The sequence below is a fragment of the Alcanivorax sp. genome (assembly GCF_002726155.1).
GTDB lineage: Bacteria > Pseudomonadota > Gammaproteobacteria > Pseudomonadales > Alcanivoracaceae > Alcanivorax.
Genome location: NZ_PBSH01000006.1, coordinates 24,970 through 49,649, shown reverse-complemented (window position 1 = coordinate 49,649; position 24,680 = coordinate 24,970). Strand labels below are relative to the sequence as shown.

The window sequence follows — 24,680 nt, the reverse complement described above, 5'->3', positions numbered from 1 at the left end:
TTCGCGCTTTTTTACGTTGCATTTATTCAAATAAAGAGAGGTATTTCTCGTAACCCTGTTCCGCCATTTGATCGACGGGAACAAACCGCATTGCGGCGGAGTTCATGCACCAGCGTTTACCGGTGGGCGCAGGGCCGTCACCGAAAACGTGGCCAAGGTGAGAGTCCGCATAGCGGCTGCGCACTTCCGTGCGGGTGGTGAACAGGCTGTTGTCCTCGTGCACGGTGATAAAGGATTTATCAATGGGCTGGGTAAAGCTGGGCCAGCCGGTGCCGGACTTGTATTTGTCCTTCGACGAAAAAAGCGGTTCGCCACTGATTACATCCACATAAATGCCTGCAGCCTTGTTGTCCCAGTAACGGTTCTGGAAGGCGCGCTCGGTGGCGTCTTCGCGGGTGACCTTGTAGACCAGTTCCGGCAAGGATTTTTTCAGTTCGTTGTCGCTGGGGCGTTCAAAATTATCCGGCCCTTGCCATGATTGGGTGACATTTTTTTCAAGCCAGGGTCGGTGGCTCGGATCATCCCAGTGTTTCTCCAGGAACTGGTCCCGGCCGGAGCGATAGCGGTAATACTTGTACTTGATGGAATGCGTTTTGTAGTAATCCTGATGGTAGTCTTCAGCCGGGTAGAAAGTGTCCAGCTTGGTGACCTGGGTAACGATGGGTTTATCGAAACGGCCGCTTTTTTCCAGGGCGGCCCGTGACGCTTCGGCGATTTTTTTCTCGTCAGCGGTTTGGTAAAAAATTTCGCTACGGTACTGCGTGCCACGGTCCACAAATTGCCCGTTCGCATCGGTGGGATCAATGTGTTGCCATAACCAGGTCACCAGATTGGCATAGCTGACCACCTCGGGATCGTAGATCACCTTCACCGCCTCGGTGTGCCCGGTGCTGCCGGATGCCACCTGCTCATAGCTGGGGTTGGCCTCGTCACCGCCGGCATAGCCACTAATGGCTTCGCTCACGCCATCCAGTTGTTCAAAATCGGACTCGGTACACCAGAAACAGCCACCGGCAAAATAGGCTTCCGCAGCCAGGCTCGGTGCGCTGATCACCAGCAGTCCCATTAATGTAATAACTCGCATAATTGCTTACCTCCTGCCTATTGGATGCAGCCGGTCGCGATTTGTTGCAAACCGTTATGGCTTACATCACCGGTATGCGCAAACGGACAGGGCGCGCGGCCGGAATCTGTCATGGTGCCAGCCTGACATAAACTAGGGAGGATACCGTGAAGAACAGGCAAGGGCTGGCCATTATTGGCTTGTGGATGATTGCCGGGTGGTGCCTGGCACAGGGACCGGCATTGCAGCTGGCGCAGACCTATGAGAAAGGAATGGTGCTGCAGGGGTATTGGGTCAGCGAAAAGCTGGACGGGGTGCGGGCCTACTGGAATGGGGAACAGTTGATCAGCAAAGGCGGGCATGTGATCAAGGCGCCGGCCTGGTTTGTGCGCGGTTACCCGGATACGCCCATGGACGGAGAGTTGTGGATGGGGCACGGGCGATTTGCGGAGGTATCCGCCGCAGTACGTCGATTGCAACCCAACGCACAGGAGTGGCGGCAGATTCGATACAAGGTGTTTGATCTGCCCGCCAGTGAAGCGCCTTTCTCGCAGCGCATTCAACAAATGAAGGCGCTGGCGTTAGCCAGTAATGCGTATACGTTTTCCGTGATAGAGCAGCAGCCCGCGTCCAGTCACGTGGCACTGTTGCAGCGGCTGGACAAGGTCATGGCGGCGGGAGGCGAAGGGCTGATGCTGCATCACGGGGACAGCCTGTACCAGGCGGGCCGCAGTGATGCGATTCTGAAAGTGAAGACGTACCAGGATGCGGAAGCGGTAGTCATTGGCCACACGGAAGGGAAAGGCAAGTACCGGGGCATGCTGGGGGCGTTGGTGGTGCAGGATGAAGCCGGGCGCCGTTTCAAACTGGGCTCCGGGTTCAGTGACGCGCAACGGCAAATACCGCCCCCGATCGGGGCGACAGTGACCTATAAATACTACGGGCTAACGGCTAACGAATTACCCCGCTTTGCCAGTTTTCTTCGGGTAAGACATGACGAACCGTTGGCTGAGCCGTAACGGCAGTTTGGGTATGCCGGGGGCTGTGGTGTAACCCGGCCCACCGTGTGGGCAGGCCGGGATGTCTCAGGGCTGCAGGTTCAGCTCGTAGATGGCTTCGTTGCCGCTGTCATCCAGCAGGGAGGCCATAAAGCTGCCACCGGCTCCGGCAACTGCGTCGGCCACGAAGTTTTTGGCGCGGTCGGTGTTGGGTACCCGGAAGACGATTTGCAGATCGCTGCTGTAACCCAGGATCGGTGCGAAGGACCAGTTGTTATCGGCGGTGGGCGTTACCGGGCTGTTGGCCTGGATGTAGTTGCCGACTACCTGGCGGTTTTCGTCCGGGGACTCGATCACCACATGGTCGCCGCCGGTGCCAGCGAAGTGGCCGCCGGTGGCACGGTAGTTGTTGCTGGCGATGAGGAATTCCTGGGCCGGATCGATGGCTGCGCCTGCGAACTGCAGGTCAACGATACGGGTGCCGTCGCTGATCTTGGCGCAGTCACGATCGTAGCGGGCCGGTTCGGTCACATCGATCTGATAGGTGACGCCGTCTATAACATCGAAGTTGTAGGTGGGGAAGCCACTGAAATCCACCAGCTCCTGCGGGTTGGCAGTATCCGTGATCTGGAAGAATTGCGAGGCGGAACATTCCAGCCACTGTTCCAGTTCGGCACCGGTAACTTTTACCGCCATCAGGGTGTTGGGGTAGAGGTACAGGTCGGCAATGTTCTTCACTTGCAGCTCGCCGGCCGGCACCACGGTGAAGCTGCTTTCCTCGGCGCAGACCCCGTCACGGTCACAGGCCTTGAACGGGGCCGCCGCAGATAGCACTGGCAGGCCATCCAGCTCGGTGTCGACAATAGCGTCTTCCACATAGGCTTTCTGGGCATCGCTGACGATCTGGATGGAAGGATCATCCTTCACCACCGCCAGGAAGCTGAAGATGTCATCGGTGGATTCGCCGATCACCTGGCCCATGTATTCCAGGGTGGCGTCGTGGTCGGGCTTCACCAGGGCGGTGAGGGCGGCATCGGCCTCCCCGTCCGGGTCCAGGGCGCGGGCTTCCACCTTGCTGCCCACCACGGTCCAGCTTTCGCCGTCCTCATTGAGTGCCAGGCTCAGGTCGATGATGCCCAGGTGGCTGCCCCAGTAGCCTGGCATTACCGAGGGCACGCCTTTGATGGTGCCTTTTTGCAGATCTACGTTGGCGGTGTTGGCAAAGCTGTCCGAGGGGAAGGTCAGGTGGCTGTGGCCGAACATGATGGCGTCGATGCCCTCCACGTCCGCCAGGTACCAGCTGCTGTTTTCTGCCTTGGCCTCTTCCGAGTAGGCGGTGGTGTTGATGCCGGAGTGGGGAATGGCAACGATGATGTCCGCGCCTTCTGCCTTCATCTGCGGCACCAGTAACTCCGCGGTGGCCTTGATGTCCTTGGCGGTGACCTTGCCTTCCAGGTTCTTCTTGTCCCACTGCATGATCTGCGGCGGCAGGAAGCCGATAAAGCCCAGTGTTATGTCGTGGGGGTTGCCGTTTCGGTCGTAGACCGTCTTGGTGATCAGCTTGTACTGATCGAAGTAGGGGGTACTGCCGTCGGCGCTGAACACATTGGCGCTGATGTAGGGGAAGGCGGCGTCGTCCACGCTTTCGGCGAGGAAATCCAGGCCGTAGTTGAATTCGTGATTGCCGTAGTTGCCCACGTCGTAAGCCATTTCATTCATCACCTTGTAGACCGGGTGCACTTCGCCGCTGGTGAGCCCTTGCGCCTGGCGCCAGTCGCCCATGGGGCTGCCCTGGATCAGATCACCGTTGTCGACTAACGCAGCGTTTTCCGGGTAGGTGATTTCGGCGCGGGCCTGCTTGACCAGCATGGCGGTGCGCACCAGGCCGTGGCCGCTATCTACACTGTCACTGTAGTAGTTGTAGTCCATCACGTTGGCGTGGATATCGGTGGTTTCCATCAGACGCAGGTCCACCCGGGGGCTGGCGTCCTGTTGGGAGGAAGTGTTGTCGTCATCGCCGCCGCAGCCGCTGAGCAAGGCGCCGCTGGCCAGAGACAGGGCCAGCAGGGATCGCAGTGAAGCCTTCATGGTGTTTCCTGTGTATCGGGTTGAAAGAAGGGCGGCGCGAACGCCGCCGGGGAATTTTTTAAAAGCATCAGGGGCAGTCGCTGATCACGGTGAGTGAGCTCACCGATTCCAGGCTGGGGTAACTCATGTAGAGGTCGCGCACGCCGTCTACTTCCAGGGTCTGGCCGATCATGGCCGGGTTGTTGGCGGGGCTGTATTCGGCACGCTGGTCGGACTCCAGCTTCACGTAGACGCTGGTGCTGTTGTTCAGGTCGCTCAGCTCCAGGGCGTAGGGGTCGTTGACGCCGCTGATGACTTCGCCGATTACGGTGAGCGGGGTGCCCTGGCTGCTGGCGTAGGCATCGCTCACCGACACCGCGCCGCTGCTGCCACAACTGCCGCCCCCGCTGCTGCCATCCACCAGCTGCATGTCGGTGACGTACTCGATGCTGGGCTCGCCCATGTAGACGTCACGCTCGCCGCTGACTTGCAGGGTTTCGCCGATCACCGATGGGTTGTTCTGCGGGCTGAAATCGTTGCGGTACTGGCTTTCCAGTTTCACGTAAAGGGTGGCACTGCCGACGCTGTCCTCAATTTCCAGGGCGTACTCGCCGTTGATAGCCTGGGTGATCACGCCTTCCACCGTCACCGTTGTACCCGTGGGTTCGGCCAGTGCCTCGCTCACGGACAAACTGTCCCCGGTGCCGCCGCCATTGTTGCCACCGGGGCCGTCCGGGGCACCGTAGGCGCCGTAGTCGAAGGTGCTGGCATCCCAGGGGTTATAGCCGCCGGAGGGGGTGTTCCAGGGTTGGCCGTTGTCCGGGTCGTCCAGTTCTTCACTGGCCATGGGGATCGGCGTTGCGGTGCCGGCCGGGTGGGCGCTGCTGTTGAACTGGGTGTAGCTTTCCGGGGTGGCCAGCCAGTCGATCAGGTTAATACTGAGCTGGGAGGCGTTACCGGCATCGGTCCAGCCCGGGTAGGTGCTCTTGGTGTTGCCGTTGTCCTGGCGTTTGTATTTGGGCGTGGCATCTTCGATGGGGCTGGAGTCGCCGATAAAGGCGGCCTTGCCGGGGCCGGATTTGGCGATGGCCACGTAGGGGCCTTCGGCGGTGCCGCCGAAGTAGAGCCCGGAATCCACCGCATGGCTCCAGCGGCTGGGGCTGTCGCTGGTGGAAAAGTACACCAGGCCCTTGGCCTTATTCGGGTCGGTGATCGCCAGGGTGGCGCCACCGGCCATCAGTACCGGGCCCACACCGGTGGTCAGCCCCTCTACCTGGCTGGCCGGTTCAATGCCGCTGGCGCCGCTGTGCCAGTCGATGGCATTGAAGCGAAAGCGAATGCCGAACTCCTGCGCCAGCCAGCCGCTGGCGGTGCCCGGGTTACGCAGGTCGCCGTAGCTGCCGCCCACATTGAACTGGGGCAGGGTGGAGCGGTTATAGCCGTTGAACACCTCGGTGCTGTCCCAGGTGTTCAGGTTGCGGTCCGCGTTGTAGTGGTCAGCCACAAAGAAGATGCCCTTGCCGGCGGCCACAAAATTCTCCAGTGCCTGTAATTCTGACTGGGTAAAAGGGCGGTTGCTTTCCGCCAATACCAGTACATCCGCATGGCTGATGGCGCTGTAGGTGATGACCGCTTCATTGGCGTTGCTGTTGGCCGTGGTCGGGTTGGTGTAGTCATCCACAAACTGGATAACGCCGTCGCTGTTTTTATCCACCCCGCGGTATTCCTGCACGGTGTAACCGGCGCTGACCAGATCATCGGCGAAGTCGGAAAAAGCGCCGTCGATCACCCAGTCGGCATTGCCTTCCGTGCCGCCGTGGGAGACATCGAAGAGCACGACCTTGCCGTTATCGTTAGCGCCGGGGGATTTGATCGGCGCCGGGTAGTTCCAGTCGTAGGGGGCAGCGTTGACGCTGGCGCAAAGGGCAGTGAGCAGAGCGGTGACGGCCGGTGCTGTGAGAACGTGCCTGTTCATGTGCGGTCATCCTTGAATGAAAGAGGGAGACCGAAAGGCTGACGCCGTGACAAGAAAATGCGGTAAAAAGATCGTGATAGTTTGATGAATTCCGGTGAATGTATGGCAGGGTTGGCACTCAGGTCAGGTTTTATATTCCTGTCATCAGAGCATCACGACCGGGAGCAGAGAGGACGAGGTATGCGCATCGATGGGCAAATTGACCGGCGACCATCATGGCCAGCGCCGAGTCGAAATGGTGAGTGCCAATGAGCCAGACACCGTCCGGTTCGACGCCCACGCCGGTGTCGTCTTTTTCACTGGTTGCCGACAGCGATCAGGCGTTCACCCTGCGAGTCACCCTGGCGCGGCTGGCGAAGCGCTCGCTGGATGTGCAGTACTACATCTGGGATGACGACACCACCGGCAAGCTGCTGATCTATCGTTTGCTGGAGGCGGCGCGGCGGGGTGTGAAGGTGCGCATGTTGCTGGATCATGCCAACCAGTTGGGCCGGGATGTGAAGTGGGCGGCGCTGGATGCGCACCCCAATATTCAGGTGCGATTGTTCAATCCGTTCAAGGGACGCTATAAGCATTTTCTGCAATGGCTCTACCATGCGCCACGCCTGAACCACCGCATGCACAACAAGGCGTGGATCATGGATGGGGAGCGGGCGCTGGTGGGCGGGCGAAATATTGCTGACCATTATTTTGGGGTGAATGCGTCCACCAATTTCCGTGACCTGGATTTGTATGCCCATGGCCCGATCGTGGCGGATACCCGTGCGGCGTTTGAGGCGTTCTGGCACAGCCCGCTGGCCGTGCCGATGAAAAGTTACCGTCGTCGCACCGAAGCCACCGCCGAAGGAGTCTGGCGGTGGCTGGCGCACTGGCGCAGGTCCCTGAAAGGCTATCCTTACTTGTTCCCTCAACACGAAAAATTTTTTACGGACTATCTGGAAAAGCAGGAACGCCAGTGTGTGCAGGCGCCAGCGGTGTTGTTGTTCGATAGCCCGGACAAGGCCAGCGGCGCCAGACAGACATTGATGGGGGATCAGCTGGCCAGCCTGCTGGGCCGGCAAGATCACCAGGAATTATTGATGGAAGCCAGTTACTTCATTCCGGGCAATGATTTTGTGGACGCGCTTGCCGGCTTCCGGCGACGTGGCGGGCGTGCTGCCGTGCTGACCAATAGTCTGGCCACCAATGATGTGATTGCCGCCCACGGCGCCTATGCGCGCTATCGCTCCGGGTTGTTAGCGGCCGGAGTGGAGTTGCATGAATTACAGCCCAATGCCCGTGCGTTGCATCGGCAAGTGCGCCTGTTCAAAGGCCGCTCCCAGGCCAGTCTGCATACCAAGGCCATGGTGCTGGATCGTCGCGAAGTGTTTGTCGGTTCGTTCAATATTGATCCACGCTCGGTGCATCTGAATACCGAGATGGGCTATTACGTGGCGTCGGAGGCGCTGGGGCAGCAGGTGGCCGCGTTTATTGAAGAAGGGCTGGCGCCGGAAAACAGTTTCCGGGTATCCCGTGAAGCGGGCCGGTTAACCTGGGCTGCGGACGGCAGCGATGGCACCCCGGAAGTGCTGCACCGGGAGCCGCGAGTCAGCATTGGCCGCTGGCTGGCTGCCTGGTTGCTGGCGCGCTTGCCGATTGAACGGTTTCTGTAGCGCGATCATTGCCCCGGTGCGAGACCGGGGCGCTGATGGTTAACCGCGAGCTTGTTGTGGTTGTTCCTGCCAATAAGGATCGCGCAGTTCCCGTTTAAGAATCTTGCCGATGGTGCTGCGCGGCAGGTGGTCCCGTTGTTCCAGTGCGGACAGCCGCTGGGCTTTGCCCAGTTGCTGGTTGGCCCAGTCACAAAGGGTTGTCAGGTCGGTATTGCAACCCTTGCGCAACACCACCAGTCCCAGCGGGGTTTCGCCCCACTGGCGGCTGGGAATGGCGATCACTGCGGCATCGGTGATGTCGTCGTGGCTGAGCAGGGTTTTTTCCAGGTCTTCGGCGTAGATATTGAAGCCCCCGGAAATAATCATGTCCTTGCGGCGATCCAGCACTGACAGGAAGCCGTCACTGTCGAGCCGGCCCATGTCACCGGTGCGATAGAACACGGCACCGTCGGCACGGGTCCAGAGCAGCTCTTCGGTCTTGTCCTCGCGCTTGTAATAGCCGCGCATCATGGCACTGCTGCGGCCCACGATTTCGCCAATTTCTCCGGAAGGCAGTTCCTCCAGATCCTCGTTGATGATGTGCACTTCGCAGCCTTCGCCCGGTTGCCCCACGGTGGCCCATTTATCCGGATGCTCGGCACAGTTGAGGACCGTGGACAGCCCCCCTTCGGTGAGTCCATAGAACTCGACCAGATTACCCGGCCAGCGTGCCATGGCATCGGCAATCAACGGCGCGCGCAGGGGGGCACTGGTGGAGAATTTCACCTTGAAGCTGCTCAGGTCGAAGCGGTCAAACGCCGGGTCATCCAGCAGCCGTTGATATTGCACGGGCACTAACATGGTGTGGGTGACGCGGTGTTGCTCGGCCAGTTCCAGATAACGCTGACTGTGAAATTTGGCCATGGTGATCAGGGTGCCGCCGGCGAATAGCGTCGGGAGAACGCACACTAGCGTGGTATTGGAATAGAGCGGTGTTGAGACCAGCGCGACGGCGTTCTGGTCGTACCCAAGGTCGGTGACCCGTTCCAGCTGACGGGCGCGCATGCGGTGGTCATGCAAAATGCCTTTGGGCACGCCGGTGGTGCCGGAACTGTAGATGATATTGAACGGGTCGTCCGGTTGCGGGTGGTGGTCCGGTGCGACGGTGCGGCTGCCAGCTACCCAGTTATCAAAGGCTCGCCATCCTGGTGCCTGGAAATCCAGGCTGAAGCGGTGCTCCTGGGGAATGTTGGCCAGCTCGCCCAGCAAGGGATCAATCAGGGTACGATGCTTGTCGGAGACGAACAGGAAGCGGGCGTCGCAATCGTTGATCATCAGCGCCAGGGTGTCGCCGACTGCCATGCCGGAGAGCGGCACCATGCAGCCGCCAGCGGTGAGGGTGCCCAGAAACAGGGTCAGGTAGCGGGCGCTGTTTTCGGACAGGCCGGTAACCGTGTCGCCCGGTTGCAGGCCTGCGTCGATCAACTGGTTGGCCACCTGGTTGACGTTGTTCACCAGCTGCCGCCAGGTGAGCATGCCGCTTTCATCGTACAGTGCCGGCGTGTCGCCCTGGGTGTTCGCCCAGTGTTGCAGGCGCTGGGGCAGGGGCGTGAAAACCTCGTCGGTTCGTTCAGGGGCGTAGCGGGGCATGGCGTCGCTGGCGGTGGTCATGGGCTCTCCGTTTATGGAATAGAATTCCGAAAATAGATCGAGCATACTCTTCGGTATGTTTGCTCGCAATACAGCGATTTCACAGAATCAGGTGTGATGTATGGCTAATCCTTTTTGCTTTCGATTTCGGGTGCGCTACAACGAATGCGATGCCCAGCACGTGGTGTTTAACGCCCGTTACGGGGATTACGTGGATATCGCCATGACCGAATTCATGCGTGCGCTGGGCCGTGATTACAGCCAGTTGCTGGCGGATGGTTTGGATAACCAGGTGGTGAAATTGACCACCCAATGGCAGTCGTCGGCACGCTTTGATGACGTGTTGGATGTCTTCGTGTCATTGACCCATATGGGCAACACCTCGTTCTCGCTGCAGGCGGATATTCGTCACGCGGACGATGGCCGTGCCATTGCGCACTCAGAAGCGGTGTACGTGATGATGACCACGGAGCCGTTCGAGAAGACCCCGGTGCCCGAGGATCTGCGCGAGCTGCTGCAGGCCGGGGCGCCGGGGGTGGTGATCGATCAGAGCGGGCGCGGTTGAGCGCCTGACGACCGGCGGGCTACCCGTCGCCCGCCCGCTGCGCCAAGCAGCATGAGCAGCCAGCCAAGGCTGCCGCCACCGCTACTGCCACCCGCTTGATCGCCACCGTAGGGCGCCGGGCTGTCGGTCAGGGCGACGCCGCCCTTGAGGGGGGCGCTACTCAGCGGGGGATTGCCGTTGTCACTCACCGTGACAGACAGCAGGTACTCACCGGTGCTGTACAGATCCATGTCGATCAACAGGGTGTTGCCGGTTTCTGGCTGCACCACATCGTTGATGACCCATTCGAAGGTGTGGCTGTCCTGAGGGTTCGGGTCGGTCATGTTGGCGGTTAGCTGGATGTTGCCGGCATCATGAAAACGCTCGTAGAGGGTCGGCGTGCCGGCGGTTAGGTCGATGCTGTCGTCACCCTGGCTCAGGGTGACGGAGGTGAGCGTGGGGGCCACGTTCATTTCGGTGATGGTAATAATGTGCCGTGACAGCGCGTCGTCAATTACCGCGTTTTCCAGGGTGTCACTGCCATTGTCTGCCACCAGATCCAGGATCACGGTTTCATCGTATTCACCGCCCACACCGTCGTCGGTGGTGGTGAATGTCAGGCTGCCGGTGTGGACGGGTTCGGCGTCTTCGTTGATCACGATGGTGGTTGCTGTGGCGTTGTGATCTGCCGGGCTGGTGGCGGTGCTGTTACTGTTGAGTATCACGGGGATAACCACCGGGTAAACGGGGGCATCTCCATTCAGGGTGACCGTGACAGTGACGCTATTGCCCTCGCCGCTGATCTGGTTATCGGTGGTGAAGCCGGCCAGCGGTGTGATGTCCACCTGTTGGGTTGCGCTGCCGATATTGCCGGCGCTGTCAGTGGCCTGCCAGGTAATCAGATGCCGGCCGGGTGCCAGGGACAAGGTGGTGGCGTTGTCCGGGGTTTGCGGCACGGCACTGAGGCTGCCATCGACAAGATCGGTGGCAGCGGCCTCACCCAACATGATCTCGGTCAGGTCGCCGGTGGCATTAACGGCAATGTGGGTCGGTGCGGTCACAGTGGGGGGCTGGTTGTCTCGGTTGTTGTCGTCGTCCTCGCTGTCGACCAGGCCGTCGTTATCCACATCGTTTAACGACGGGTCCAGGGTCAGTCCGGAACTGTTTTGACAGCTGCTGTCGCAGTCGTTGTTCCAGCTGTCCGGAAAACCATCACCGTCATCGTCCGTGGCGGCCGCGTCGTTGGTGACGAAGGCATCGCTGTTGTCGCCGGTGCCGTCGTTGTCGGTGTCAGTGGTTTCGGTGGGGTCGTTGGGGAAGGCGTCGTTAACGTCCGGGGTGCCGTCGTCGTCACTGTCGAGCAGGGCTTCCACCCGTAGCAGGGCGAATTGCGCAAAGTTGCGGGCATAACCGCCGGTGACCAGTTTGCCGTCGGCTTGCTGAGTAACGGCGAACAAGCGTTCATCACCGTACAGATCAAGTGTTAGCGTGCCGCTCTCGGCGAAGGTCGTATCCGCAGTGCCATCCGCATGGAGCCGGTGCAAGGCAAAGTCAAAATGGCTGCCAGGGCGGGTGTAGCCCGCAATCACAATTTTACCATCAGCCTGCTCTGTAATGGCCTGGCTGCCGGCGCTATCGCCGTTGATATCAATGCGGGTTGTCCCTTGACTGCCAAAGCTGTCGTCCTTGCTGCCATCAGTGTTGAGTCGCATGACAAACATGTCACTGGAACTGGTGCCCGCAATCAGTGCTTTGCCATTGCTGTCGGTAATGACCTGCCCGATGCTGGGGTTATTGATGCTGTGAAGAAGGCTGCCATTGCTGCCAAAGCTGGTGTCTACAGTGCCATCGGCATTGATGCGCAGGACGCGCAGGGAGTAGGACGAACTAAAGCTGGCGCGTGATTGGCCGATCAACAAGAACTGGCCACTCACTGCGACTGCCCCTTTGGCATACTCCTGCTCAAGAATGTTGTATTGCATGGTGCCGTTGTTGCCGAAATTGCTGTCGAGGGCGCCATTGGCGGTGAGCATGACGGCGTAGAAGTCGTGGTAGGCATCCTGGTTGCGCTGGCCAACCGCGAAGATGCGGCCATCATCCAGCAGCTGCAGCTGATGAAAATTGGTGCTACTGCCAGAGACAAGCTGGCGAAAGCCATTGGCGCCGAAGCTGGTATCCAGGGAGCCATCGTTGTTGAACCGGGCAACGATGGCATAGTTGCCCAACCTTCCCGCCACCAGAATCTTGTCGCCCTGCCAGATGGCATGGCCCGCCGTGTCAATGGCGCCGACGCCGCCGAGAAAAGAGACCCCGTCCGTGCCGAAGCTGGTGTCCAGCTGCCCATCGGGCAGGTAACGGCTCAGGGTGATATCGCGGTCACCGTTATTGGCGTAGCCAATGGCGATGGTTTTGCCATCATCCTGTGAGAGTAGCGCGAGCAGCGAGGTGGCGCTGCCGATGTGTCTGGGCTGATTGATAACAATGCCGTTGCCGCTACCACTGTCACCATCGAAGCTCTCGTCCAGTGCGCCATCGTCCTGGCGGCGGGCCAGCACAATGCTGCCGGAAGGGGTTCTGCCGAGCAGAATGCGGTGCCCATCCGCCAACGCGATGATATCGGAGGCTTCCGACATGTCGCTGAGTGCGGCGGTTTCGCCAGCGCTGGCAAAATCCTCATCCACGGTACCGTCGGCGTTGAGTTGGGCCACCTGGTTGTTGCGGCTCATGGCGAGCAGCTTGCCATTGGCGAGGCCACGTAATGCCATCACGCCTGACTGGCCCGAGAGGAGGTGAAGCCCCAATAGGGAATAGCTCAGGTCCTGTGAGCCATCGTCGTTAAAGCGCAGTAAGGAGGATTGCGTGCCCCCTGTACGCGCTCCGACCAACAGCTGGCCATTACTCAATGCAAAGGCACTGAAGGCGGCGTCATAGCCGCTGGTCACATCCAGGTTGAGGAAGCCGTCGCCATCAAAGCCGGTGTCCAGAGTGCCGTTGGCAAGATAGCGGGCGATGGTAATGCCGCTGACACCGTTACCGCCGCTGCCGACGGCGACCAGTTTGCCGTTCTGTGCGATCAGATCATAGGCAATGTGGCTGCCGCCGAAATCGGTGATCACGAGCCCGTCGGTGCCGAAGGTCGTGTCCAGCGAGCCATCGTTATTGAGCCGCGCCAGCACGAAATCGTCATCACTGTGCAGCCCGGCGCCTGCCACTACGATCTTGCCATCGGCTTGCTGGATGGCTGCATTGATCTGGTCGTAGCCACTGCCCAACGTCAGGCTGAGGATGCCGCCATCGGCGAAACCCGGGTCCAGGCGGCCATCCGGCAGATAGCGAACCACCAGCCCCCTGTCAGCGGCACGAAGCTGGGCATGGATGCCGTAGACCAGCAGTTTGCCGTCAGCCTGCTCAAGCATCCCGGACACCCGGCTGTAAGCCGTGGACGTGGCGGTTGTGACGATGCCTTGGTGGCCAAAACGGGTATCCAGCTGGCCGTTTGCCCGGTAACGGGCCAGCAAGATGTCGGTATCCGCGACCCCACTCACGGTCTGCCCATTTTCGCTGTGTCCGGCCACCAGCAGTGTGCCGTCGCTGAGCGAGATGACGGTGCTGGGGGTGTTGCTGAGATTGAGTGCGACACTGCCCGGTGTGTGTAGCACCAAGCCATCAACACCGAATGAGGGGTCGGTATCCCCTGGCGCAGCAATAACGGTGGTGCTGGCAAGCCACAAGGCGGTGCCCGCGGAAAGTAGATATCGAGATAGCGACGATGGCCAGAACATAGTTCCCCCTGCCGCTGGACTTATACCTGCGGCTATGAATATTGGTGTTGCTGCGATTTATAAAGGGGAAGGGAAACGGGGGCATCCCCCAAATTGGGGATAGCGGCAAGTATAGGGGGTATGCGGGGTAACGTGTGGTGATAAAGGGGCCCGCAGGCCCCGATAACAGGCTACTCGACAGCCAGCACGACTTTGCCTTTGGCTGTTCGCGAGGTGAGCGCCGCCAGTGCTTGTTCGTATTCTTCGAACTTGAACACCTGGCTGATGCGCGGTTTGAGCTTGCCCTGGCCGAACAGCTGGAACAGTTCCATGATGTTCTGCATGTTCACCTTCGGCTCTTGCTGAGTGAAGGCACCCCAGAACACCCCGACGATGGAGCAGCCTTTCAGCAGCGCCAGGTTGGCAGGAATCTTGGGGATGTCGCCGGCGGCGAAACCGACCACCAGCAGGCGGCCGTTCCAGGCCATGTTGCGCAGGGCTGCTTCGGTGAACTTGTCACCCACGGGATCGTAGATCACGTCCACGCCTTTGGGATACCGCTTCTTGAGCGCGTCCTTCAGGTCTTCGTCCGCGTAGTTGATCAGGTCATCGGCGCCGGCTTCTTTGGCCACTTCCAGTTTCTCATCGCTGCTGGCACAGGCGATCACCTTGGCGCCCATGGCCTTGCCAATTTCCACTGCAGCCAGGCCCACGCCGCCACTGGCGCCCAGCACCAGCAGGGTTTCTCCGGGCTGGATGTTGGCCCGTTGTTTCAGCGCGTGGTAGCTGGTGCCGTAGACCATGGAGAAGGCGGCGGCGGTATGGTCGTCCATGCCATCAGGTACAGGGATTAGCCGGTTTTCCGGTACCAGAATCTCTTCGGCAAAAGCACCGTATCCGGTGAGGCCCATGATCCGCTGACCCGGCTTGAAGTTTTTCACCCCTTCGCCTACTTCCAGCACTTCCCCGGCCATTTCGCCGCCGGGTGAAAATGGCAGTTCCGGTTTGATCTGGTACTTGCCTTCAATGATCAGGGTGTCGGGGAAATTCAGGCCGGCGGCTTTTACCCGCACCTTCACTTCGCCCTTGCCCGGCGCAGGGGATGCGATGTCTTCAATGACCAGCGTGTTGGCTGGGCCCAGTTCCTTACAAAGAATGGCGCGCATGTGGTGCTCTCCCGGAAATCAGAATTTTTATGTGTAGCAGACGCTAACGCCGATGGGAGGATTAGACAAATGCATGGGGTGGATGTGGGTGTATGCGGGGAAGTAATGATCGATGGTGGGGATCGTGTAGATGCTGCGCTACCCGAGATGCTTGGCGAGTAACGAGAAGCGAGAAGCGAAAACCAAGCCTGGTAAGATTGGGCTATTGATCTTCGCAACTCGTTACTCGTATCTCGTCACTGGGCTTTACCGGTGCCCGGTGAATTCCACCACCTGCTGGAAGGTGGGGCGGTTTTGCCAGTGGATGGGGGCGACGCCGGACAGGCCGATGGCGCGGTGCTGGATCTGGTCCTGGCTTTCGTCCACGTTCCAGCTATCCATGCTGGCGATGCCGCCCAGTTGCTCGATGGCTTGGTTGAGACTGTCAGCCAGGGCATCGCGGCAGGCATTGCTGTCATCGCTATCCGCGCAGCTCAGTTCCCGGTAGGGGTTGGCGCTGGTGCCCAGGGCTTGTTCCAACACTCGCTCCACGTAGCTGTAGTAACCAAAGTTGTAGGCGGAGCCGCCGGCTGCGGGCTTGTTATCGCGATCCATCAGCGACAGGTTCTGGCCGTTCACATCCTCCACGTCAGTGATTTGCGGCAGCAGGATGTCGATCATCAGCGGGTACCAGGCGTCCATCAGGGCTACGGCGGCTTCTTCATCGTAATTACCGCTGCCGTCCCGGTCCCGGCGCATGGCGCCGTTGGCGACCCAGTCGTGCATCAGGCGGATGGCGCTATCCTGGTCGCCGGTGACCGGTGCACTTTCCAGCAGGGCCAGGGCGTGGGGGATGATTTCCTGGCCGCGCAGGTCCACGGTGGCTGCATCGCCCATGGCTTCTACCATTTGTGCCCGGGTGACGCTGCCTTCTTCCACCAACTGTTGCAGGCGCACATCAAGGATGTTGTTGCGATGGGCGGAACCATAGGGCGCGTGGGCGTCAGCGGCCCACCAGTCCCGTGCCGGGCGGTTGTTCCAGCTGGCCAGGTAGCCCCGCTCCGGGTTGCTGGCCTGGGGGTGGGCCTGCTGGGGCAGGAAGCCGTCCCAGTCATATTGGCCGTTGCCCCAGCTGGGCAGTTCCGGGTGGATGCCGTCGGCGCGCTGGGGGTAGTCGCCGGAATGGAAGAAGGCGATATCCCGGTCGTCGATATAGAACCAGTTGAAGCTGCCCGTGGTGTTGTAGAACACGTCGTAGAAGCTCTGTACATCGTGCACGTCATTGCGGGTGGCCTGCATGAACGGCAACGCGGTATCCAGCTCGGCAAAGTAGGTACTGCGCTGGCGGGTGACCGCCACGGGCATGCCGGACACGGTGGCAAAGCCGATCACCGGACCGTATTCCTCGGTGCGGATCACGCGGCGGTGAACGGTTTCATTCTGGCCCACGGCCTCCGGGTCTGTGGAGGAGGCCAGGTTCCAGCGCGCCACCCATTCCTCGTCAATCACATCGAAGGGTTTGCACTGGCCGTTGACCTGATAGCCACCCTCTCCGTGGGCCGGGGTTTCAGTGGGGGAGCAGCGTTGCACGACGCGGACATCGGTGAGGTCGGAGCTGCCGGAGGTGGCGCTCCAGGCGAAGTCCGGGCCACGGCCGATCACCACATAGGGGAGGCCGGTAAAGGTCATGCCTCGGGTATTGATGTCGCCACCGTGGATAGACATTTCCAGCAGTAGCTGGGGGACAAAATAGCTGGTCTGTGGGCCGAACACGGCTAGCGGTTGGCCACTGGCAGAATGCTCGGCATTGAGCAGCAGGGCATTGGACATGGTGCTCGGGAAGCCGTCGCGCAGGCCACTGATGCCGGTTTCAATACCCGCGATGCGTTGCAGCACCTGTTCGCGTTGTGTGTCGCTCAGGCGGGTGTCGGCCTGAGTGGCGCTGCCCAGCTGACGAAGCTGCCGGGTGAGGGTAGCCCACTGACTGCCCAGTTGGGCGCCCTGGTCTTCCAGAAAGGACAGGGACAGAATGCCGCCGAGCAGATCCCCCACGGTATCCAGCAGGCCGCCGACCACGCCGGTGCCGGGCAGGGCGGGAACATTGCCCAACGCTTCGGGGCACTGGGGCTGGCCGGGGCGGCCGCAGGGTTCATGGCTCAGGGGTTGGTGGGCCTGGAACGAACCGGCATCGAACATCACTGCGCCGGGGAACTGGCCGGCCAGCTCGCCGCTCAGTGGGCACAGGTCGGGCAGGGTGGGTGGTGACTGGGTCGCAAACGAGCGGGTGGTGGTGACCGAGGATTCCGAGTCCAGACCGTTGCGCAGGTCTTTCCACAGGGCGCAGGCGCTTTCTGCGCTACCGGTCTGTTCTTCCAGGGCCTGCAGTAGCAACACGTTCTTGTGCTCGTTACCGCCGCCGCCAGCGAAGATGCCCTGAATCAGGGTGGCGATGGCGACCACGTCTTCAATCACGAAGGGTTCCAGTTGCACGCCCAGCGCCACGTATTCCACCGGCACCTGCAGCAGGCCGCTGCGCGCATCAGTGACGTACTGGTTGAGGCCAGCCACGTAGTTGGTGGCGTCTTCGAAGACCTGGGCGCCATCGTCACCAAAGCGGGCAACGGTCTTGGCGATCATGGTGGTGCGGTCTTCTTCCCGGTAGGGGGCATCCACCGCGATATCCCTGTCGAAAGAGAAATCCGCGGGGCCCAGGAAGCGGGACAGTTCGCCCCGGCCGGCGCGGCGCAGTACGTCGAGCAGGAACAGGCGGTCAGCGGCGGTCACATAGCCCACGCCGAACAGGGCGTCGCGGCGGGAGTCGCCGTAAATGTGCGGTACGCCATAGCTGTCGCGTTTGATGTCCACCTGGTAGCCGCTGGTATCCAGAGTGAGTTCGCTTTCCCAATTACCCGCCTCGGGGCCGAGCAAGGGGGCGGCTTTGAAATAGTCGGTTAGCTGGTCGTCGGTGAGGCCCGGCTCGCTGCGCACCAGGGCATCGTAGAGGCCCAGTTGGTCGTCGAAGTGGGGCTCTTTGGTAAGCGCGGGCACCAGCCCGGTTTCCGCGACCAGATCATCCAGCAGGGTGCCCACCAGATCCCCCAGACCGGGAATGTCGGCGGTGAGGCTGCTGAGCCCGCCGATATCATCCTGACCGGGGGGCAGGATGTTGAGCACGGTGCCGTAATCCGCATAGGGTGCGGAGACGTTGGCAGGACGATCTGCCGGCGGTTCTGGCGCAGGTGTTTCCGGCTCTGTGGGCTCGTTGGGCGTGGGAGTGTTGACCACCGGGGCAGGGCTGCTGGAACCGCCACCCCCGCAGGCACTGATCAGACTGGCGGCAAGCAGCGCGGTAATGACAAATCCGGGTTTCATGGTGCTCTCCTCGGGACTTTATTGTTTTGGCGCGAGATTGTTTTAGTGCGAGGGTTGCGTGGGCGTTAGCGCGAAGACGCAATTTTTTCGCACGGTCGTCCCAAGATTGGCATTCCTGTGGGTATGGGGGGGAGAGGCGGCAACAAAACAGAAAGAAAAGCCTACTTAACGCAGCATGCATCATGCTTCATGCAACACGGGGGGCGCGGAGAGAAGAGCAGGTTTGAAAGTGCGGGTGCGGAGGTTGAGAATCCTCTGCAGATCCGCGCGGTGTTGCGTGAAGCGTGGGGCGGCGTGCTAGCCCTTCTCTTCCATATGCGCCAGCACGTTGGCCAGGCGGTCGACGAGAATCTTGTTGATGCTCTTTTCCAGGACACGGCCCAGCTCGTCGCTGACCACGGCATCGGCCAGGGGGCGGATGCGGGTAATGAAGTCGGCCAGTTTGGGCACGTCTTCGCCTTCAGGGAGGGCTTCGTCGCCGTACTTTTCGTCCACCAGGTGGTGGATGATCATGCCGATGAAGCGCTCGGCCAGTTTGTCCACTTCCTCGCGGACCAGGCTCACGTGGGTAAGCACGGCATCCAGCGGGACGCCGGCTTCGCTGAGTTCCTTGCCGGCGTTGTAAACGCGCGGGAAGGGCAGGCGCAGGCGCATGCCTTCGGGAATGATGTAGCCCAGCTTGACCGCTTTGGTCATCACTTCCGGGGTAATGTCTTCGCCGAAGTCATCCAACAGATCCTGGTAGTCCACGTAGGAGGGGACGCTGGGGGTCTGCCAGGAGGTGACGGCCACTTCCAGGCCAAGAATATCGTTGAGCTCACGGCCCTGTTCCCAGGCGCTGAGCAAGTCGCGGATATTATTGAGGGTGTAACCGCGCTCTAGCAGGGCGCCGATAATCTTCAGGCGTGCCAGGTGCACATCGGTGTAAATGCCCGTGCGGCCGCGTTTTTCCGGGGGCGGCAGGATGCTGCGATCCTGGTAGGCACGCACGTTACGCACCGTCGAGCCGGCTTCGCGGGCCAGTTCGTCGATGGTAAATTCCTTGTGGTCGCCGGCATCGGCCGGGGCCTGCTGCTCAGCCGGTTGGGTGTACTTTTTCAGGCTGCGCAGAATCGCTGCGGGATTACGGTCACTGGTTTTCATGTGGCGATGATAGCCCCCTTTTTGCACTGGGGCTAGAAGGAGAAAAGAGACGCAACTCGCAACAAGCATCACGCAACAACGCGGGCGAAGCCCGTGCTGATTGACGGGCCCGGTTTGCGCACCGGCCGTGGGCGCGGCCACGGGCATCGGAAAACTACAGACCGAAATCGCGCTGTTGCGTGTTGCGTGAAGCTTGCCGCGTCTAAATTTCCACTTGTGCCAGGTTGCGGGCCAGTGAGGGGGTGAAGCGACCCAGCCATTGCATGCCCACGGCTTCCGGGCTGACGGGCACCACGGCGCGGTTGCTTTGCACGGCCTCGACGATGGCCTGGGCCACTCGGTCCGGGGTATAGGCCCGGCGCTGGTAGAGTTTGGCGGCATCTTCCCGGCGGCGGCTCTGTTCTTCGTCGGCCACGCCTACAAAGCGGGTGCTGCGGGTGATGGGGGTATCAATGATGCCGGGGCAGATGGCGCTGACACCGATGTTGTGCTCGGCCATTTCGGCGCGCAGGCATTCGCTGAACATCAACACTGCGCTTTTGCTGGTGGCATAGGCGGGCAGCATGCGCGAAGGCAGGAAGGCGGCGGCGGAAGCCACGTTGATGATATGGCCGGCCTTGCCGTTGTCGATCATCTGGCGGGCGAATAATCGGCAGCCATGGATGACGCCCCACAAGTTCACACCCAGTACCTGTTGCCAGTCCTTCACGCTGGTGTCGAGCAGTGAGCCGGACAGGCCGATGCCGGCGTTATTGATCAGGATGTCCGGGGCGCCCAGTTCCTTCTCCACGTAGTGGGCCAGGGCCTCCATGGAGCGGGTGTTGCTCACATCGCATTTACGGCTGAGCGCGTCGCCGCCTTCACGGACGATGATGCTGGCGGTGCTGGCGGCGGCCTCGGCATTGATGTCGGTGCACAGCACCAGCGCGCCCCGGCGGCCAAAGGCCAGCGCGGTTTCGCGGCCGATGCCGGAGCCGGCTCCGGTGACCACAACGCGCTTGCCGCTGTCTGGGCCACGCGGTTTTGTACCGGTGATTTCGCTGCGCTGCAGCGGGCCGCTGGCCGGCGCGCCATCGATGTGTTGAATGAACTCGCGAATCCAGCGGGCAGTTACGTCCGGGTGTTGCAGCAGGGGGCCCCAGTGGCCGCAGTCCAGTTCCCGGCGCCACAGGCGGTCGGTCCATTGTGGCAGGCTTTCCAGCATGGCCGGGCGCACATAGTTGTCTTCGCGGGCAACGATCAGTTGCACCGGTACCTTGGTATAGCGCTCCCGGGGTTTGAGCAGGCAGGGCAGCATGTTGGCCCGGTACAGTTCGATACCGTGGGTGCCGTCCTGCAGCTGGGTGGCGCTGGGTTCACTGTGCAGCTTTTCGGTGCGGCGCAGTACCTGGGGCCAGGCTTTCGCCAGGCCGGCTTTCCATAACAGCGGCGCGAGGACGGGCAGCTGAAAGGCGCCGATGTACCACGAATGGCTGAGTTGATTGAGCACAGCGCCGAGCTTCTGTTCTTTCAGCTGTGCCTTCATCCACTGGCCCACGTGGTCCAGGCAGGGGCCGGACAGGGTGGTGTAGGAGGCAATGCGTTGTTCCGCGCCGGGTTCGGTGACGGACTCCCAGGTCTGGATGGAGCCCCAGTCGTGGCCCACCAGGTGCACGGGCTGATCCGGGCTGACCGCATCCATTACCGCGTGCAGGTCGGCGCGTAGCTCACTGAGTCGGTAGGCCTTGCGCCCTTTGGGGATGGAGGAGTTGCCGGCGCCGCGTACGTCATAGGCGACCACTTTAAAATCCCGGCTGAGCCGTTCGGCCACTTTTTCCCAGACATGATTGGCGTCGGGATAGCCGTGCACCAGCACCACGGTGGGGCTCTTGTCGGAACTCCAGGTCCGTACGGCCAGATCTACGCCATCACGGCTCACTTTGCTGTCGCACCACTGCACCATCAGGCTGCTTCCTCTTGCTTGTGGTTATTGCCGTTATTGTTTGTGTCGAGCAGGTGCGCCGGGGTGTCGGTCAGCCAGCGCGGGCCCTGATCGTCCATCAGCAGGAATTCACTGCTACCGGCACTGTGCGTGCCATCGCTCAGGGTCAATTGCCATTGCCACAGGCCGGGGATCAGCGGCCCTTCCCCGATGCGGTTCCCCTCGGGCAGGGTGCCGGTGAGCGGCGCCAGCCGATAGTGCTGACGCAGGCCGGGAAAACGGTCAGCGAGCTGCTGGGGTGTTTCCCCGCGGGCCAGGGCCTGCGGCAGCTGGTCGCGATAGTCGCGCAGACGGCGGTGTAATGCGGCCAGCGGAACGGCGTCGGGGCCGCTGAGGCAGGCCTTGGCGGCGTAGCCGTTTTGCACCGCGTCGCAACGCAGTATATAGCCCATGCCGATTCGGTAACGACGCTTTCCCGGTCTGTTCAGGCCAAAGCGACGGCGGGTTGGCTGGGCGGTAAAGCGCACCTTTGGCGGGCGGGCCGGATCGAACAGCTGGTGCGCACGTAGCCAGTCACGGATCAGCAGTTCGCAATCCTGCTCGGTCATGCCCGGTTGCAGGGATCCAGCGATGATCTGCAGCCCTTTGTGCGCCTGCTGCCAGGCCGCGAGATAAGGCGCCAGGGCCTGCGAGTCCGGGGTCCAGAATGCGTTCATGAACGCCTCCGCCATGTTGTCGATGGAATGGAGTCCGATCATTACAGTGCTCAATGTCACGGTCAACCGCCGTGACTGGCATTGTTACCCGGGTGATGACTCCCCAGGGCCAATTGCGGGGGCAAAAACGGGATCGCGCTTTGCCGCAATCTTCGCGCAATTTTCACATTTCAGGGTGTGTGAATTGTTAGGGTGGGCGCCTGAATAAGCTTCAAATCCTGCGTTTTGCCCGGCGATGGCCGGGATAAGGAGATCAGTTTGCGCCATCAAACCCAGACCTTTCGTTACCTGACAGCCCTGATGGCTGTTGTGCTCATGCTCTTTACGGCTGCGGCCCACGCTGAAGCGTCTGCTCAGCCTGTGGTGGGACAGCCCGGTGAATACGCAGAGCTGGCGGATCTGCTGGAAAATGATGCCAGCCGCAAGGTGTTGATCGATCAGTTGCGTGGCGTGCACGCGTCTTCCCAGACAGAGTCGCTGGGCCTGGAAAGCGAAGTGCCGGCAGCGGAGATTGCTGCGCAGGCCCCCAGTGGCCAGACCGCCGGGCAGGTATCCATGGCGCGTCGCATGGCGGCGGCCACCGGCAACCTGGCCGGTGATATGGGCCGGCAATTTGCGGCGCTGGGCGTGTTGGTGTCGGGCTGGTTTGGCGGCGATGCCGTGGCCAGCGAGGCGACGGCGGCGCCAGTGGAGATGAAAACCGTCATTGCGGCTTTGCTGAATCTGGTGATTCTGGTGGCCGTCACGTTTGTGGTGTTCTGGGTGCTGCGTGCGGTGGTGGGCTCTGTGTTTGCCCGTCTCAGTGTCTGGGCCCGGGCCGGTTCAGAGAAAGTGGCGATCCTGCGCACCATGGTGGCCGTGGCAGTCGCGGCGCTGCTGGATATCATCGTGGTGGCGCTGGCCTATCTGGCTGGCACGTTCGTGGCGCCATTGCTCACCGAGCAGCTGGGCGCAGATGCCACCCGCTTGGCGCTGTTCCTGAATGCCTTCCTGCTGGTGGAGCTGGCCAAGGCGGGCCTGCGTATGTTTTTTTCTTCCCGCTACGAGGGTTTGCGATTGCTGCCGGTGGCAGCAGAGCAGGCGCGCTTCTGTAACCGGTTTCTGGCCCGCGAAGCCGGGTTGATTGGCTACGGCCTGCTGGTGCTGGTGCCGGTGCTGAACTTCAATGTGTCTCCTTCCCTGGGCAGTGCCGCCGGGACCGTGATCATGCTGGTGGCGCTGGTGTATGCGGCCGCGGTGATCTGGCGCAAACGCCTGGTGCTGCGTGAGGCCCTGACCCACCGGGCGAATACCGGATCCGGGCCGATACGCCTGCTGTTGCTGGTGCTGGCGCGGACCTGGCACTGGCTGGCGCTGGCCTACGCGTTGCTGGTGTTTACCGTCACTGTGCTGAACCCGGAAACGGCGTTGCCTTTCGTGGCGTTGGCGACGCTTGAGACCCTGATTTATGTGGGGCTGGGCTTGCTGGTGTCGGTGGCCCTGGGACAGATGATTGGCAAAGAGATCCAGTTGCCGGAACGGCTCAATGCCAGCATGCCCCGCCTTCAGGCGCGGGTGAACACCTATGTGCCCACCGGCCTGAAAATCATCCGGGGCCTGATTCTGGCCTTGGTAGTGGTGCTGTCACTGGACGCCTGGGAGCTGTATGACCTGGCCGCCTGGTACGCCACCACCGCCGGTGCGCAAACCGTTTCTGCGCTGATTGATATCTTGCTGATTCTGGCGCTGGCGGCGGCGGTCTGGATTGCCCTGGCCAGCCTGGTCGAGCATAAATTCAGCCCCGGAGAAACCAGTACGCCCGCCCAGGCGGCGCGGGGCGAAACCCTGTTGGGGCTGTTTCATACCAGCCTGGCGATCACCATTATTATCATGACGGTGATGATCGTGCTCTCGGAAGTGGGTGTGGATATCGGCCCGCTGATTGCCGGTGCCGGGGTGCTGGGTCTGGCCATTGGTTTCGGTGCCCAGAAGCTGGTGCAAGATGTGATTACCGGGGTGTTTATTCAGCTGGAAAATGCCATGAATACCGGGGATTTCGTCGGTGTTGGTGCCAATTCCGGCACCGTGGAGCGGGTGGGTATCCGCTCGGTGGCACTGCGTGACTTGTACGGTACGTATCACATTGTGCCGTTTTCCTCGGTGGATGCGGTATCCAATTACACCCGTGAATACGGCAACCATGTGGGCGAATACGGCATTGGCTACCGGGAAAGCATCGACGATGCCATTGTCCAGCTCGAGGCCGCCTTTGAGGCGCTCAAGGAAGGCGAACACAAGGATAATATCCTGGCGCCGATGACGGTGGCTGGCGTCACGGCCCTGGCGGACAGTTCGGTGAATATCCGTGTGGTGATCAAGACCACGCCGGGTAATCAGTGGGCAGTGGGGCGTGCCTTCAACCGGCTGGTGAAGATCTACTTCGACAAGGCGGGTATCGAGATTCCGTTCCCGCATACCACCCTGTACTTCGGCGAGGACCGGGATGGCAATGCGCCGGCGGGGAACATCCGCCTGGCGGATGATCGAGTGGTGTCCACCCAGAATGGCAGTAACGGGTAACCGCTGGCGGTTCATGCACAAAGCGCCTGCAAAAGCGGGCGCTTTTTCGTTACGAGACCCGATCTCGGCAGGTTTGCCAGCGTGTTGCATGCTGCGTGAAGCGTGCTGCGGCCGCAGCGCGGCAAAAAAAAGGGC

General features: G+C 61.1%; 14 protein-coding genes. 4 read left to right on the top strand and 10 right to left on the bottom strand.

Annotation, left to right across the window (positions count from 1 at the left end; translation table 11 throughout):
* Nucleotides 1-22 precede the first annotated feature (22 nt).
* On the bottom strand, nucleotides 23-1,084 hold the full coding sequence (msrB, locus tag CL546_RS02225; protein ID WP_290492784.1) for a peptide-methionine (R)-S-oxide reductase MsrB: 1,062 nt from the start codon (nucleotides 1,082-1,084) through the stop codon (nucleotides 23-25).
* Between the two features lie 146 nt (nucleotides 1,085-1,230).
* On the opposite strand from msrB, the gene CL546_RS02220 reads away from it, so the two are divergent.
* Nucleotides 1,231-2,082 (top strand): DNA ligase, encoded by an 852-nt coding sequence (locus CL546_RS02220; protein ID WP_290492783.1) that lies wholly within the window; start codon nucleotides 1,231-1,233, stop codon nucleotides 2,080-2,082.
* A 66-nt stretch (nucleotides 2,083-2,148) separates the two neighbouring features.
* Here CL546_RS02220 and CL546_RS02215 read toward each other — a convergent pair whose 3' ends face one another.
* A complete protein-coding gene (locus CL546_RS02215; RefSeq protein WP_290492782.1) occupies nucleotides 2,149-4,149 on the bottom strand; it encodes a bifunctional 2',3'-cyclic-nucleotide 2'-phosphodiesterase/3'-nucleotidase in 2,001 nt (666 codons plus the stop codon).
* A gap of 67 nt (nucleotides 4,150-4,216) precedes the next feature.
* Nucleotides 4,217-6,103, bottom strand: coding sequence for a hypothetical protein (locus CL546_RS02210; RefSeq protein ID WP_290492781.1), 1,887 nt, complete (start codon nucleotides 6,101-6,103; stop codon nucleotides 4,217-4,219).
* Between the two features lie 248 nt (nucleotides 6,104-6,351).
* Between CL546_RS02210 and CL546_RS02205 the strand changes: the two genes are divergently transcribed.
* Nucleotides 6,352-7,755 (top strand): phospholipase D family protein, encoded by a 1,404-nt coding sequence (locus CL546_RS02205; protein ID WP_290492780.1) that lies wholly within the window; start codon nucleotides 6,352-6,354, stop codon nucleotides 7,753-7,755.
* A 39-nt stretch (nucleotides 7,756-7,794) separates the two neighbouring features.
* Here the strand turns inward: CL546_RS02205 and CL546_RS02200 are convergent, their stop codons facing one another.
* Complete coding sequence (locus CL546_RS02200) at nucleotides 7,795-9,405, bottom strand: class I adenylate-forming enzyme family protein (RefSeq protein ID WP_290492778.1); 1,611 nt, start codon at nucleotides 9,403-9,405, stop codon at nucleotides 7,795-7,797.
* 100 nt (nucleotides 9,406-9,505) lie between these two features.
* On the opposite strand from CL546_RS02200, the gene CL546_RS02195 reads away from it, so the two are divergent.
* A complete protein-coding gene (locus CL546_RS02195) occupies nucleotides 9,506-9,949 on the top strand; it encodes an acyl-CoA thioesterase (RefSeq protein ID WP_290492777.1) in 444 nt (147 codons plus the stop codon).
* On the opposite strand, the gene CL546_RS02190 is transcribed toward CL546_RS02195, so the two are convergent.
* From CL546_RS02190 to CL546_RS02165, 6 genes are all read right to left on the bottom strand, one after another.
* Nucleotides 9,931-13,710, bottom strand: a complete 3,780-nt coding sequence (locus CL546_RS02190; protein WP_290492775.1) for a hypothetical protein — start codon at nucleotides 13,708-13,710, stop codon at nucleotides 9,931-9,933. The two genes, CL546_RS02195 and CL546_RS02190, sit on opposite strands and share 19 nt — an antisense overlap.
* Nucleotides 13,711-13,880: 170 nt before the next feature.
* On the bottom strand, nucleotides 13,881-14,855 hold the full coding sequence (locus CL546_RS02185) for an NADPH:quinone oxidoreductase family protein (protein ID WP_290492773.1): 975 nt from the start codon (nucleotides 14,853-14,855) through the stop codon (nucleotides 13,881-13,883).
* Nucleotides 14,856-15,101: 246 nt separating this feature from the next.
* A complete protein-coding gene (locus CL546_RS02180; RefSeq protein ID WP_290492771.1) occupies nucleotides 15,102-18,206 on the bottom strand; it encodes a penicillin acylase family protein in 3,105 nt (1,034 codons plus the stop codon).
* A 297-nt stretch (nucleotides 18,207-18,503) separates the two neighbouring features.
* Nucleotides 18,504-19,349, bottom strand: a complete 846-nt coding sequence (locus tag CL546_RS02175) for a MerR family transcriptional regulator (protein ID WP_290492770.1) — start codon at nucleotides 19,347-19,349, stop codon at nucleotides 18,504-18,506.
* 202 nt (nucleotides 19,350-19,551) lie between these two features.
* The gene (locus CL546_RS02170; protein WP_290492769.1) at nucleotides 19,552-21,291 is read right to left on the bottom strand and encodes an SDR family oxidoreductase; all 1,740 of its coding nucleotides are present in this window, start codon (nucleotides 21,289-21,291) and stop codon (nucleotides 19,552-19,554) included.
* On the bottom strand, nucleotides 21,291-22,028 hold the full coding sequence (locus CL546_RS02165) for a hypothetical protein (RefSeq protein WP_290492767.1): 738 nt from the start codon (nucleotides 22,026-22,028) through the stop codon (nucleotides 21,291-21,293). The genes CL546_RS02170 and CL546_RS02165 overlap by 1 nt, the downstream gene beginning before the upstream one ends.
* A gap of 258 nt (nucleotides 22,029-22,286) precedes the next feature.
* Between CL546_RS02165 and CL546_RS02160 the strand changes: the two genes are divergently transcribed.
* Nucleotides 22,287-24,545 (top strand): mechanosensitive ion channel domain-containing protein, encoded by a 2,259-nt coding sequence (locus tag CL546_RS02160; protein WP_463671026.1) that lies wholly within the window; start codon nucleotides 22,287-22,289, stop codon nucleotides 24,543-24,545.
* Nucleotides 24,546-24,680 lie beyond the last annotated feature (135 nt).

Excerpts from the sequence above, each read along its gene's own strand:
- msrB (WP_290492784.1), bottom strand. The coding sequence starts at position 1,084 with ATGCGAGTTATTACATTAATGGGACTGCTGGTGATCAGCGCACCGAGC.
- CL546_RS02215 (WP_290492782.1), bottom strand. The coding sequence starts at position 4,149 with ATGAAGGCTTCACTGCGATCCCTGCTGGCCCTGTCTCTGGCCAGCGGC.
- CL546_RS02210 (WP_290492781.1), bottom strand. The coding sequence starts at position 6,103 with ATGAACAGGCACGTTCTCACAGCACCGGCCGTCACCGCTCTGCTCACT.
- CL546_RS02205 (WP_290492780.1), top strand. The coding sequence starts at position 6,352 with ATGAGCCAGACACCGTCCGGTTCGACGCCCACGCCGGTGTCGTCTTTT.
- CL546_RS02200 (WP_290492778.1), bottom strand. The coding sequence starts at position 9,405 with ATGACCACCGCCAGCGACGCCATGCCCCGCTACGCCCCTGAACGAACC.
- CL546_RS02195 (WP_290492777.1), top strand. The coding sequence starts at position 9,506 with ATGGCTAATCCTTTTTGCTTTCGATTTCGGGTGCGCTACAACGAATGC.
- CL546_RS02190 (WP_290492775.1), bottom strand. The coding sequence starts at position 13,710 with ATGTTCTGGCCATCGTCGCTATCTCGATATCTACTTTCCGCGGGCACC.
- CL546_RS02185 (WP_290492773.1), bottom strand. The coding sequence starts at position 14,855 with ATGCGCGCCATTCTTTGTAAGGAACTGGGCCCAGCCAACACGCTGGTC.
- CL546_RS02180 (WP_290492771.1), bottom strand. The coding sequence starts at position 18,206 with ATGAAACCCGGATTTGTCATTACCGCGCTGCTTGCCGCCAGTCTGATC.
- CL546_RS02175 (WP_290492770.1), bottom strand. The coding sequence starts at position 19,349 with ATGAAAACCAGTGACCGTAATCCCGCAGCGATTCTGCGCAGCCTGAAA.
- CL546_RS02170 (WP_290492769.1), bottom strand. The coding sequence starts at position 21,291 with ATGGTGCAGTGGTGCGACAGCAAAGTGAGCCGTGATGGCGTAGATCTG.
- CL546_RS02165 (WP_290492767.1), bottom strand. The coding sequence starts at position 22,028 with ATGATCGGACTCCATTCCATCGACAACATGGCGGAGGCGTTCATGAAC.
- CL546_RS02160 (WP_463671026.1), top strand. The coding sequence starts at position 22,287 with ATGGCTGTTGTGCTCATGCTCTTTACGGCTGCGGCCCACGCTGAAGCG.